The 12,551-nt window shown below is 73.9% G+C and carries 11 protein-coding genes; 3 read left to right on the top strand and 8 right to left on the bottom strand.

Annotation, left to right across the window (positions count from 1 at the left end; all coding sequences use genetic code 11):
- Positions 1 to 59 precede the first annotated feature (59 nt).
- Positions 60 to 845, top strand: a complete 786-nt coding sequence (locus IE332_RS11680) for a TetR/AcrR family transcriptional regulator (protein ID WP_189915713.1) — start codon at positions 60 to 62, stop codon at positions 843 to 845.
- Between the two features lie 81 nt (positions 846 to 926).
- Here the strand turns inward: IE332_RS11680 and IE332_RS11675 are convergent, their stop codons facing one another.
- The 8 genes from IE332_RS11675 to IE332_RS11640 all read right to left on the bottom strand — a co-directional run bounded on the left by IE332_RS11675 (position 927) and on the right by IE332_RS11640 (position 8,994).
- Positions 927 to 1,778 (bottom strand): fumarylacetoacetate hydrolase family protein, encoded by an 852-nt coding sequence (locus IE332_RS11675; RefSeq protein WP_189915712.1) that lies wholly within the window; start codon positions 1,776 to 1,778, stop codon positions 927 to 929.
- Positions 1,779 to 2,021: 243 nt separating this feature from the next.
- Positions 2,022 to 3,218: a serine/threonine-protein kinase gene (locus IE332_RS11670; protein WP_189915711.1), complete on the bottom strand. Its 1,197-nt coding sequence runs from the start codon at positions 3,216 to 3,218 to the stop codon at positions 2,022 to 2,024.
- A 192-nt stretch (positions 3,219 to 3,410) separates the two neighbouring features.
- Positions 3,411 to 4,400, bottom strand: a complete 990-nt coding sequence (locus tag IE332_RS11665; RefSeq protein WP_189915710.1) for an ABC transporter substrate-binding protein — start codon at positions 4,398 to 4,400, stop codon at positions 3,411 to 3,413.
- A gap of 80 nt (positions 4,401 to 4,480) precedes the next feature.
- The gene (locus tag IE332_RS11660) at positions 4,481 to 5,233 is read right to left on the bottom strand and encodes an amino acid ABC transporter ATP-binding protein (protein WP_189915856.1); all 753 of its coding nucleotides are present in this window, start codon (positions 5,231 to 5,233) and stop codon (positions 4,481 to 4,483) included.
- 38 nt (positions 5,234 to 5,271) lie between these two features.
- On the bottom strand, positions 5,272 to 6,285 hold the full coding sequence (locus IE332_RS11655) for an amino acid ABC transporter permease (RefSeq protein ID WP_189915709.1): 1,014 nt from the start codon (positions 6,283 to 6,285) through the stop codon (positions 5,272 to 5,274).
- 40 nt (positions 6,286 to 6,325) lie between these two features.
- A complete protein-coding gene (locus IE332_RS11650; protein ID WP_189915708.1) occupies positions 6,326 to 7,273 on the bottom strand; it encodes an ABC transporter substrate-binding protein in 948 nt (315 codons plus the stop codon).
- A gap of 75 nt (positions 7,274 to 7,348) precedes the next feature.
- Entirely contained in the window at positions 7,349 to 7,846 is a 498-nt protein-coding gene (locus IE332_RS11645) for a GNAT family N-acetyltransferase (RefSeq protein ID WP_189915707.1), read from the bottom strand.
- Positions 7,843 to 8,994: an LLM class flavin-dependent oxidoreductase gene (locus IE332_RS11640; protein WP_189915706.1), complete on the bottom strand. Its 1,152-nt coding sequence runs from the start codon at positions 8,992 to 8,994 to the stop codon at positions 7,843 to 7,845. Before IE332_RS11640 ends, IE332_RS11645 begins: the two co-directional genes overlap by 4 nt.
- A gap of 651 nt (positions 8,995 to 9,645) precedes the next feature.
- Here IE332_RS11640 and IE332_RS11635 point away from each other — a divergent pair.
- Positions 9,646 to 10,599 carry an amino acid ABC transporter permease gene (locus tag IE332_RS11635; protein WP_189915705.1) on the top strand — a complete coding sequence of 318 codons (954 nt, stop codon included), beginning with the start codon at positions 9,646 to 9,648 and terminating at the stop codon, positions 10,597 to 10,599.
- Positions 10,596 to 12,524: an FAD/NAD(P)-binding protein gene (locus IE332_RS11630; protein WP_189915704.1), complete on the top strand. Its 1,929-nt coding sequence runs from the start codon at positions 10,596 to 10,598 to the stop codon at positions 12,522 to 12,524. The genes IE332_RS11635 and IE332_RS11630 overlap by 4 nt, the downstream gene beginning before the upstream one ends.
- Positions 12,525 to 12,551 lie beyond the last annotated feature (27 nt).

Raw genomic sequence — 12,551 nt, 5'->3', positions numbered from 1 at the left:
GAAAATCCGTTCGGCCGCGACAGGATCCGATCGGTCCGGCGCCCATTACGCTGACGGCCATGGAAGCCCGCCCCACACCGGCATCCGACCAGGTGCCCGCCCCGGCCCCGGCCGCCACGGCCCCGCCCGCCCCGGCCCTGCCCGGGCCGCGCCCGCGCCGCACCGGCTACCGGCGGCTGCCGGTCCAGCAGCGGCGCGAGCAGCTGATCGCGGTCGCCCTGGAGCTGTTCGCCTCCCGGCCGCCCGAGGAGGTGAGCCTGGACGACGTCGCCGAGGCCGCCGGGGCCTCCCGCCCGCTGGTCTACCGTTACTTCGCGGGCGGCAAGCAGCAGTTGTACGAGGCCGCGCTGCGCACCGCGGCCGACGAGCTGACCGGCCGCTTCGCCGTCCCGCCGGCCGGGACACCGTCCGAGCAGCTGTCCGCCGTGCTGGACGCCTACTTCGCCTTCGTGGCCGAGCACGACGCCGGCTACTCGGCGCTGCTGCGCGGCGGTTCGGTGGTGGAGACGGCCCGTACCTCGGCGATCGTGGACGACGTCCGCCGGGCCGCGCTCCGGCGCACGCTGCGCCACCTGGGCGTGCGGGAGGCCGGGCCGCGCCTGACGCTGCTGGTGCGCTCCTGGATCGCGGTGGTCGAGGGGGCGTCGCTGAGCTGGCTGGACGAGGGGCGCGCGCTGCCGGTGGCCGAGCTGCGCGACTGGCTGGTGGACCAGTTCACCGCGATGGCGGCGGCGACGGCACTGCACGACCCGCAGACGGCGCAGGTGCTGGCGGGAGTGCTCGCGCTGGAGGGCCCGGGGGCGCCGCGGGCCGCGCGGCTGCGGGAGGTCCTGGAGCCTCACTAGGACAGGGCGTGGAACCGAAATGGACCCGACGTGGAACCGACGTGGACCCGACCCCCGTGCCAAGGGTCGGGGCCCTGCGGGTCAGGCCTTGCCGAGCACCTGGCGCTGGCGGCCGAGGCCGTCGATCTCGATCTCGACGACGTCGCCCGGGGCGAGGAACGGCGTGCCGGGACGGCCCAGGGTGACACCGGCCGGGGTGCCGGTGACGATCACGTCGCCGGGCTCCAGCACCATGAACTGACTGGCGTAGCGGACCAGTTCGAGCACCGGGAAGATCATCTCCGCGGTGCTGCCGTGCTGCCGCCGCTCGCCGTTGACCCAGAGCCGCAGCCCCAGGGCCTGCGGGTCCGCCACCTCGTCGGCGGTGACCAGCCAGGGCCCGAGCGGGGTGAAGGTCTCCGCCGACTTGCCCTTGTCCCACTGGCCGCCGCGCTCGAACTGGAAGGCCCGCTCGGTGACGTCGTTGGCGATCGTGTAGCCGGCGATCACCCCGGCGGCCTCGGCGTGCGACTCCAGGTAGCGGGCGGTCCGGCCGATCACCACGGCCAGCTCGGCCTCGTAGTCGGTCTTCTCGCCGCCGCGCGGCACCAGCACCTCGTCGTACGGGCCGACCACCGTGGAGCTCGGCTTGAGGAAGATCACCGGCTCGGCCGGGATCGCGGCCCCGGCCTCGGCCGCGTGGTCGCGGTAGTTGAGCCCGATGCCGACCACCTTGCCCGGCCGGGCCACCGGCGCGCCCACGCGCTGCCCGGCCAGGTCCACCACCGGCAGGACGCCGGCGGCGACGTCCCCGGCCAGCGCGGCCGGGTCCAGCCCGGCCAGGAAGGACCCGTCGAGGTCGCGGGCCCGCCCGGAGAGGTCGTACGCGGTGCCGTCCTCACCCAGCACGACCGGGCGCTCGGCGCCAAGGGGTCCGACGCGAAGGAGCTTCATCGATCCGTCACCAGCCTTTCGTCGCAGCTCACCGGGGCGGCACGGACACCGCTCCCGAGTCTGGCAACGAGGTATACCAACGCCGCGGGGCGGCGGACCAGACCGTTCCGATCGGCGAAATCCTCCCGATTCCCGGCCCGGACCGGGGCCCGGATCGGGCGGCCGCACGGTTGACAACCGGCGGTCCGGCACCGGGCCCCGCGCCCGGGCGGTTCAGCCGCCCGCCCCGCACCCCGGGACGGTTCAGCCGCCCAGCAGCACCCCCAGGGTCAGCGCCCGCGCCCGGCCCCGGCCGAGCCGGGCGACCTGCCGCTGCCAGTGCGCGAGGTCGCGCCGCGCGTCCGCCCGGGCCTCCGGGGTGGCGCCCGGCACCTGGGTCAGCTCGTCCAGCAGGTCGACCGCGGCCCCCGGGCTGCCGTCCCGGGCCAGCCAGAGGGCCAGGTCGTGGCAGGTGCGCAGGGTCCTCGGGTCGGCCGGGCCGCAGATCCGGGCGAAGTCGGGGACGAGGCCGGTGAGGATCTCCACCGCCTCGGCCGGCTCCCCCGCCACACCGTGCTGCCAGGCCCGGTCGGCCCGCCGGCGCAGCTGCTCGGGGCTGGGGTCGTCCGGGCGCAGCATCCCCGGCCGGACCGTCCGCAGCAGCTCCAGCACCTCGGCGGCGTCGGCCGGGCGGTCCTGGGGCCGCTTGGCGAGCAGCCGGGCGACCAGCTCGGCCAGCGCCGGGTCCTTGCTGCGCACCCGGGGCGGGACCTCCTCCAGGTGCTTGTACATGTACTCGGCGGCCGAGGCGGCGCGGAACGGCCGCCCGCCGGTGCAGACCTCGTACAGCATGACGCCGAGCGCGTAGAGGTCGGCCCGGCCGTCCACCACGCCGCCGGACCAGCACTCGGGCGCGAGGTACGGGACGGTGCCGACCACGTTGCCGGTGGAGGTGAGCCGGACGGTCTGGGTGACCAGCCGCGCGATGCCGAAGTCCAGGACCTTGCCCCGCTCCCCCTCCCCGGCGATCATCACGTTCTCGGGCTTGATGTCCCGGTGGACGATGCCCGAACTGTGCGCGGCCTCCAGCGCCTTGCAGACGTGCCGCATCCAGCGCAGCCCCTTGGCGTGGTCCGGCAGGCCGCCCTTGAGCACGTCGGACAGCGCCCGGCCGCGGACCAGCTCCATCACCAGGTACGGGGTCTTCCCGGAGCCGGCCTCGGTCCACCCGTAGTCGTACACGGTCACGATGTGCGGGTTGTTGAGGCCGCCGGCCGCCTTGGCCTCGCGGACGAACCGGCTGACCGCCTCCCGGTCGGTGGCGTGCTCGGCGAGCAGCACCTTCACCGCGACCTGCCGGTCGAAGGTCGTGTCGGTCGCCCGCCAGACCACGCCGAAGCCGCCCCTGCCCAGCCGCTCCTCCAGCCGGAACCGACCGCCGAGCACCTCGCCCTTCTCCATGCCCTCCCCCAACTCGACCGCGCCCGCCCGGCGTTCGCCGTCGGAGGGGTCACCATAGCGGCGGGCGGGGACGAACGGGTGAACGAGCCCGGACCGGCCCTTCCGGATGTCGTCACGGCCGGCACCGGTCCTGCGCGCGGCCCGGACCGGAGTGCCGGTCCGGGCCGGCGCGCGGTGCCGGCCCGGACCGGACTACGGCTTGGGCTTGGGCAGGCCGGGCGGGTTGACCTCGGAGGCCTTCACCGCCTCGTTGTCCAGGCCCCAGCGCTTGAGCACCTGCCCGTACGTGCCGTTCCTGATCACCTCGTCGATCGCCGCGTTGAGGGCCTTGACCAGGCCGTTGTCCTTCCTGGTGGTCGCCGCGATCTTGCCCAGGACGTCGGCCCCGCCGCCCGAGTAGGTGCCGACGACCTCGGTCTCGCCGGTCTGCACGGCGTGGAAGGACAGGCTGGGGTTGGGGCCGGTGTAGACCTCGATCCGGCCGGAGGAGAGCGCCAGGAAGTAGTCGGTGCCCTGGAAGTACTTGATGTCGATCGGCTTGAGGCCGTTGCGCACGTCCTCCTCGCTCCAGGCGACCAGCAGCTTCTCCTGGTTGGTGCCGGTGGCGACGCCGACCGACTTGCCCGCGAGGTCCTTGGGGCCGGCGACCTTGAGGCCGCTGCCCTTCTTCGTCTCGAAGCCCAGGACGTCCAGCCGGTAGGTGGCGAAGTCGTACTTCTCCTTGCGCGCCTCGGTGACGGTGATGTTGGACAGGCCCACGTCGTACTTGCCGCTGTCCAGGCCGACGAAGATGTTCTCCCAGGAGACCGGGTTGAACTCGACCTTGAGGCCGAGCACCCCGCCGATCAGGGTGGCGATGTCGGGCTCGACGCCGATGATGGTCTTGTCGTCGTTGGCGTAGAAGTCCAGCGGCGGGGTGGAGCCGATCGAGTCGACGACGGTCAGCGTCCCCTTCTTTCTGATCTCCTCCGGGACCAGCGCGGCGATCGCGTCGACTTTGGGCGTGGTGACCCGGTTCTGGTTCGGCGAGAGGTTGACCACGGTGCCGTCCGGCGCGGTGCTGCCCTTGGCCGGGGCGAGTTCCGCCGCGGCGCCCGTGGCACCGCTGCCGCAGCCGGCCAGGACGAGGGTGGCGGCGAGCGCGGCGGCCGGGCCCACGAGGGCGCGACGGGGTAGGGACATGGCGGAACTCCTGCTCGGTGAAGGTGGAACGGGGAGAGGAAACGGGGAGAGGAAAGGAAAGGGGAAGGGAGGGGAAGGGCTCAGAGGACCTTGGCGAGGAAGGCCCGGGTGCGTTCCTGCCGCGGCCGATCCAGCACCTCGGCCGGCGGGCCCTGCTCGACCACCACGCCGCCGTCCATGAAGACCACGGTGTCGGCGACCTCGCGGGCGAATCCGATCTCGTGGGTGACCACGATCATCGTGGTGCCGCTGCGGGCCAGGTCCTTGATGACGTCCAGCACCTCGCCGACCAGCTCCGGGTCGAGCGCCGAGGTCGGCTCGTCGAACAGCAGCACCTTCGGCTCCAGCGCCAGCGCCCGGGCGATCGCCACCCGCTGCTGCTGCCCGCCGGACAGCTGCCGGGGGTAGGCGGCCGCCTTGTCGGCCAGCCCGACCCGCTCCAGCAGCGCCAGGGCCGTCGCCCTCGCCTCGGCCCGGGGCCGGCGCAGCGCGGCGACCGGCGCCTCGACCAGGTTCTCCAGCACGGTGAGGTGCGGGAACAGGTTGAAGTTCTGGAACACGAAGCCGATGCCGGTGCGCTGGCGCAGCACCTCGCGCTCCTTGAGCTCGTACAGCCGGTCCCCGGCGCGCCGGTAGCCGATCAGCTCGCCGTCGATCGCGACGTGGCCGCGGTCCAGCTTCTCCAGGTGGTTGATCGCCCGCAGCAGGGTGGACTTGCCGGAGCCGGACGGGCCGAGGACCACGGTCACCGAGCCCGCCGGAACGTCCAGGTCGACCCCGCGCAGCACCTCCAGCCGGCCGAAACTCTTGTGCAGGCCGCGGACCCGCACCATCGGGGCGGCCCCGGCCGGCCCGGTCTTCGTCAGGGTGGTCACGACTGTCCTCCGGAGGTGCGGGCGGCGGGCCGGGTGCGGTCCGGCAGGCTGTGGACGAAGGCCCGGACCCGCTGCAGCGGGGTGGGCGGCGGGGTGCGCTGCGCGCCCCGGGCGAAGTGGCGTTCCACGTAGTACTGGCCGATCGAGAGCACCGTGGTCAGCACCACGTACCAGACGGTGGCGACCATCAGCAGCGGCACCACCCGGCCGGTCCGGCCGTAGATCACCTGGGTCTGGTAGAAGAGCTCGCCGATGGCCATCACATAGACCACCGAGGTGCCCTTGAGCAGCGAGATCACCTCGTTGGCGGCGGCCGGCAGGATGCCCCGCATGGCCTGCGGCAGCACGATCCGCCGGGCCTGCCGCCACCGCGGGATGCCGAGCGCGGCGGCGGCCTCCCGCTGGCCGGCGTCCACCGCGATGATGCCGCCGCGGATGATCTCGGCGGCGAACGCGGCCTGGTGCAGCCCGAGGCCGAGCACCGCGGCCCCGAGGGCGCCGAGCACGCCGACCGTCTCGAAGTCGCCGAAGGTCGGGCCGAAGGGGATGCCGAACCCGAACCGCTTGTACAGGTACGAGAGGTTGAACCAGAAGACCAGCTGGACGATCAGCGGGATCGAGCGGAACACCCAGACGTACGCCCAGGCGATCGACCGCAGCACCGCGCTGCGGGACAGCCGCATCGCGGCCACCCCGGCGCCCAGCAGGAAGCCCAGCACCGTTCCGTAGGCGGTGAGTTCGAGGGTCCGGCCGATCGCCTGGAGGATCGTGTCGGCGGTGAAGTAGACCCGGAAGGTGGCCCAGTCCCAGCCGGGGTTGGTGGCCAGGCCGTGGGCGAACTGGGCGAGGACGACCAGCGCGGCGATCCCGGCCGCCCAGCGCCAGGGGTGCCGGGCGGGGACGGTCCGCAGACCGGCCAGCTCGTCGAGGTCGAGGTCGTGGCCGTGGTCGTGGTCGGCGGCGGCCGCGGGTCTGGGGCGGGCCGCGGCGGTGTCGGTGGTGAGGGTCATCGGAGGCTCCTTGGGCCTGGCGTCGGACCGGGGCCGGCGTTCACGCGTGCTCGGGCGGGCTGATCTGCGACTCCTTGATCGCCGAGTCGGCGACCCCCCACTTGCGCAGGATCCGCTCGTACGTCCCGTCCTTGATCAGCTGGTTGACCGCCGCCTGGAAGGCCGGGGTGAGCTTCGAGCCCTTCTTGAAGGCGAAGCCCACGTCGAGGCGGTGGAACTCGCCCAGGAAGCGGGTCCCGGAGGCCTCCTGCGCGGCCTGGTGGCGCAGGCCGTTGATGGTGGACATCTCGATGTCCACCCGGCCCTGCTGGAGGCTGGTCAGCAGGGCGCCGCTCTCGCTGAACGCCTTGACCTCGTACGGCTTCTTCCCGGCGTCGGTGCAGACGTTCTTCCGGCTGTTGAGGGTGGTCTCGAAGGTGGTGCCGGCGCCGGTGCCGACGGTCAGCCCGCACAGCTGGACCAGGTCGGTGACCGGCTGCAGCGCGGTGTTGTCCTTCTTCACCGCGAAGCCCTGGCCGTCGTCGATGTAGGTGACGAAGTCGATGGTCTTCAGCCGGGCCGCGGTGACCCCGAAGTTGCCGGTGCCGACGTCGAACTTCCCGCTGTCCAGGGCGGGCAGGATGGTCTCGAACGCGGCCTCCTGCCGCTCCACGGTCAGGCCGAGCACCTTGGCCACCGCGTCGGTGAAGTCCACGTCGATCCCGGCGGGCTTCTTGCTGACCTGGTCGACGTAGAACGCGGTGGGCGCCGCGCCGAAGGAGGAGCCGAACTTCACCGTGCCGGCCCTGCGGACCTCCTCGGGCAGCAGCGCGGCCGCGGCCTCCGACCTGGCCACCGCGGCGACGACGTCCTCTGTGGCGGAGGCGGCCGGACCGCCCGCCCCCGCCGCGCCCGCGATCTTCGGGTCCGAACCGCAGGCGGCCAGCGCCAGGACCGGCAGCAGGGCGGTGGCCGCGAGCAGGCGGCGGCGGACGGTGGTGGTTCTCACGGGGGGCCTTTCGGAACGGGGGTTCGCGGGGGTCAGCGGGTCTTCAGGGCGGGCTGGGCTCCAGGACCCAGGGCTTCAGGGGGTCCGGGCGAGGACCGGGAGGTCCTTCTCGAACGGCAGCGGGCCGATCGTCAGCGGATCGGCGGTGACGTCGAACAGCGGGGTGTACCCGGCGGCCAGGTAGAGGCCCCTGGCCTCGGGCTGGCGCGGGCCGGTGGTGAGGTAGAGCCGGGCGTAGCCGGCCGCGGCCGCCGTCCGCTCCAGTTCGGCCAGCACCCGGCGGGCCAGGCCGCGGCGGCGGTGCGCGGAGTGCGTCCACATCCGCTTCACCTCGGCGGTGCGCCCGTCGTAGCGCTTGTACGCGCCGCCGGCCACCGGCTCGCCGTCCTCCAGCAGGAGCAGCAGCACGCCGTGCGGCTCGGCGAAGGCCTCGCCCGGGTAGCGGCTCATCTCCCGGTGCGCCTCCGGGCCGTACCGGGTGACGTACTCGTGGGTGAGTTCGCGCAGCAGCGGCTCGACCAGCGGGTCGTCGACCGTGACCCGGCGGAACTCGACCGCGGGTGCCGTGCTCACGCCTGCACCGCGATCAGCTGGCGGCGGTCGCGCTCGGCCCGGGCCGCCCGCTCGGCGGCCTTCGCGGCGTCCCGCTTGGCGACCTCCTCGCGGACGATCGGGATGACGTAGCGGCCGAAGTCGATCGCGTCGTCCAGCAGGTGGTAGCCGCGGGCCGAGAGGATGTCCACGCCGAGGTCGTAGTAGTCCAGCAGCGCCTGGGCGACCGTCTCGGGGGTGCCGACCAGCGCGTTGGAGTTGCCCGCGCCGCCGGTGGCCGCGGCGGTCGGGGTCCAGAGCGCCCGGTCGTACCGCTCGCCGGCCTCGGCGATCTCGATCAGCCGCCGGGAGCCGGTGTTTTCGGGTGTCACGGCCCCAGATGCGGCTGCCCCGGGTGCCGAGGCCCGGCGCTCCCGGATCGCGGCGACCGTCCGGTGCGCCTTCTCCCAGGCCAGCTCCTCGGTCGGCGCGATGATCGGCCGGAACGCCACCTGGATCCGCGGCACGTCGGTCCGTCCGGCGGCCCGGGCCGCCTCCTTCACCCGCTCGATCTGCTCGGCGGTACGGGCCAGCGGCTCGCCCCAGAGGCAGTAGATGTCCGCCTCGGCGCCGCCGGCCGCGTAGGCCGCGTCCGAGGAGCCGCCGAAGGAGACCGCCGGACGCGGCTGCTGCACCGGGAAGACGTCCGAGACGAAGTCGGCGAAGCGGTAGTGCGGGCCCTCGTGGTCGAAGGGCTCCCGGCTGGTCCAGGCCTTCTTCACGATGCCGATGTACTCGCGGGTGCGCTCGTAGCGCTGGTCCTTGGTGAGGTAGTCGCCCTCGCGCTGCTGCTCGTGGTCGTTGCCGCCGGTGATGAAGTGCACGGTCAGCCGGCCGTCGCTGATCCGGTCCAGGGTGGCGAAGGTCTTGGCGGCGAAGGTCGGGTAGGAGACGTTCGGGCGGTGCGCCAGCAGGATCTGCAGCCGGTCGAGGTGGGAGGCGAGGAAGGCCGCCGCGGCCGCCGGCTCCGGGGCGCCGGCCGCGTAGGCGAAGAGCACCCGGTCCCAGCCGTGGTCCTCGTGCGCCCGGGCCAGCCGCAGGGTGTAGTCGCGGTCGAAGGAGGCGGTGGTGCGCGGAGTGGTCTCCGAACCGTCGCCGGTGGCGGCGATGCCGAGGAATTCGACGGGCATGGCGGAACCTTTCGGGTGAGCGGGGATCCGGTGGGCTGCGGGTGGGCATACCGGAGGCGGCCGCGGCGGGGCGGCCGTCGAGCACGTGACGGTGGCGCGGACACGGGTGCGTGGGGCGTGAACCGGGCGCGGGGGCGGGGAGAGTGCCGGAGAGCAGTGCGAAGTCGGCTTAGACAGCGTTTGCCTGATGTGCCGTCAGATACGGACGGCGGTCCCGGCCCGGGGCGGGGCGTACCGAGGGAGGACTCCCCGAGGGAGCGGGCCGAGCGGGATCAGGGCCGGACGGAGGGCCGCTGTCGGGTCAGCCGCGACACGCCGCGGACCACACCCGACCGAAGTCGATGTGGTCGCGGGTGACCAGGGGCTGCTCGGCGTACATGTCCTCAAGTTGAGCAGCCGTCCGGCGCCTGCGTCAACCACCCATCATTTCCGCACTGTTGCGATCTCCTGTCACTTCTCCGACAGCCGCCGGCGGCCCGCTTCCACCCCTCGGACCGTCCTTGACAGCCCTCGTTCGGGCATGCGTACGATCACGGAGGAGTGCAGTGCAACCGTGCCGGACGCGTTGAGGGACGCGGGCCGGCCGCCAGGCCGTCCGTACGTGACCGCAGCCGTACCCGCCCGCCCGCACTCCCGCCAGGAGCCTCCGCCATGGCCACCCCGCAGGACGTCCTGCCCCTCCCCTCCGCCCTCGACCGCCCCGAACCGCCACCCGCCCCCGAGGCCCGGATCGTCGCCCGCCGCAAACCCGGCCAGTGGGCCGCCGCGGCCGTCGCGCTGCTGCTGGCCGCGATGGCCGTCACCTCGGTGATCGACAACAAGGCCTTCCAGTGGAGCGTGGTCGCGGACTGGTTCACCGCCCGGTCCGTCCTCAACGGCCTCGCCCTGACCCTCTGGCTGACCGCCGCCACCCTCGCCCTCGGCTTCGTGCTGGGCACCGTCCTCGCCACCATGCGGCTCTCCACCAACCCGGTGCTGCGCACGCTCAGTTGGGGCTACATCTGGATCTTCCGCTCCACCCCGCCGCTGGTGCAGCTGCTGTTCTTCTTCAACATCGGCGCGCTGTACCCGACGCTCGGCCTGGGCATCCCCTTCGGCCCCGAGTTCGTCACCGTCAAGACGGTCAACCTGATCGGCCCCACCCTGACCGCCGTCATCGGCCTCACCCTGCTGGAGAGCGCGTACGCCGCCGAGGTGATCCGCGGCGGCATCCTCTCCGTCGACCGCGGCCAGCTGGAGGCCGCGGCCGCCCTCGGGCTCGGCCGGTGGCGGGTGCTGCGCCGGATCGTCGTACCGCAGGCGATGCGCGCGATCGTGCCGACCGCCGGGAACATGCTGATCGGCGCGCTCAAGGGCACCAGCATCGTCAGCGTGCTGGCCGTCTCCGACCTGCTCTACTCCGTGCAGCTGGTCTACCTGCAGTCGTACCAGGTCATCCCGATGCTGATGGTCGCCACCATCTGGTACCTGGTGATCACCACCCTGCTCTCCATCGGCCAGTACTACGTGGAACGGCACTTCGCCAGGGGCGCCGACCGCGACGGCCTGCCGCCCACCCCGCTGCAACGCGCCCGCGCGGCCTTCCGACGGGTGGTGCGGGCATGACCGCGACCCTCGTCGTCGTCGGCGCCGGCCCGCGCGGCACCGGCCTGCTGGAGCGGATCGCCGCCAACGCCGCCGAACTCCTGCCCGCCGACAGTCCGTTGGCGATCCACCTGGTCGACCCGCACCCGCCCGGCGCGGGCCGGATCTGGCGCCAGGACCAGTCCCCGCTGCTGCGGATGAACTCGATGGCCGAGGACGTCACCATGTTCACCGACGAGCGCTCCACCCTCGACGGACCGGTCCGCACCGGCCCCTCGCTCGCCGAATGGGCCGGGCGGCGACGGGAGTTCGCGCCCTACCGGGAGGTGGCCGACCCGGCCGTCCGGGCCGAACTGGACACCCTCGCGCCCACCGACTTCCCCACCCGCCGGGCCCAGAGCGCCTACCTGGACTGGGCGTTCCGCCGCGCCGTCGCCGACCTGCCGCCGCACATCACCGTCACCGTCCACCGGGACACCGTCCGGCGGATCGACGGCCCCGCCGACGGCCCGCAGACCGTCCACCTCGGCGACCGGACGATCACCGCCGACCACGTCGCCCTCACCCTCGGCCACCTCGACTCGGCCCCGCATCCGCGGCACGCCGCCGACGCCGAGTTCGCCGCCCGGCACGGCCGCTTCCACCTCCCGCCCGCCTACTCCGCCGACGTGGAAGCCGAGTTGGCGGCCGTCGCGCCCGGCGAACAGGTGGTGCTGCGCGGCCTCGGCCTGGCCTCCGTCGACCTGATCGCGCTGCTCACCGAGGGCCGCGGCGGCCGCTTCGAACCCGCCGGCCACGGGGACGCGCTGCGCTACCGCCCGTCCGGCCGCGAACCGGTGCTCCACCTCGGCTCCCGGCGCGGCGTCCCCTACCACTCCAAGACCGACTACCGCCTCCAGGGGCCGCGCGCCCCACTGCCCCGGTACTTCGACGCCGCCGCCGTCGACGCCGTGCTCGCCACCGACGGGCCGCTGCGACTGCGGCGCGACTTCTGGCCGCTGATGGCCAAGGAGGTCGCCTTCGGGCACTACCACGAGCTGTTCCACGCCCACCCCGGGCGCACCGCCCTGCCCTGGCCGGAGTTCCTCGCCCGGTACGACCGGCACGGCTGGTACACCCCCGAACTCACCGCCCTGATCGCCGAGGCCGTCCCCGACCCCGCCGACCGGATCGACTTCGAACGGCTCGACCACCCGCTGGCCGGCCTCGAACTCGGCACCGCCGAGGAGCTCCAGGCCCACCTCCGCGCGTACGTCGCCGCCGACGCCGACCGCCGCGCCGACCCCGCGCACAGCGCCGACCTCGGCGCCTTCTACGCCCTGCTCTCGCTCTTCGGCCAGCTCCAGCGGGTGCTCACCAGCGGCCGGCTCACCGCCCGCTCGGTCGCCGAGGACGTCGACGAGTGGTTCTTCGGCTACTTCAGCTTCCTCGCCTCCGGGCCGCCCGGCTTCCGGCTGCGCCAGCTGCTCGCGCTCTCCGAGGCCGGGGTGGTGCGCTTCCTCGGCGCGGACGTCCGGATCGAACGGGACGAGGCCACCGGCACCTGGCGGGCCGGCGGCGGCACCGTGCCCGGCCACACCGTCCACGCGACGGCGCTCGTCGAGGCGTACCTGCCCAAGCACGCGCTGGCCCGCACCCTCGACCCCGTCCTGCGCGAACTGCACCGCGCCGGGCGGATCGTGGAAGAGGTGGTGAGCGACCCGGACCACACCCACCGCTCCGGCCTGGTCACCATCGACCCCGCCGACAGCAGGCTGCTCGACCCGGCCCTGGGCGGCGCCCCGCATCCGCGCCGCACCGCGCTCGGCCCGCACACCAGCCTGCGCACGGCCGCCGCCTTCGCCCGGCCGCGCACCGACGCCCCCGCCTTCCGGCAGAACGACGCGGCCGCCCGGGCCCTGCTGCGGGCACTGGCCGCGCTGCCGGCGGCGGCGCTGGCGGCGTGAGCGTGGGCGCGCCGGGGGGCGGGGGCG

This window comes from Kitasatospora xanthocidica, assembly GCF_014656195.1.
In the GTDB taxonomy this organism is placed as follows: Bacteria; Actinomycetota; Actinomycetes; order Streptomycetales; family Streptomycetaceae; genus Kitasatospora; species Kitasatospora xanthocidica.
Note: the sequence above shows the minus strand (reverse complement) of the source record. Positions and strands in the feature narration are given on the sequence as shown.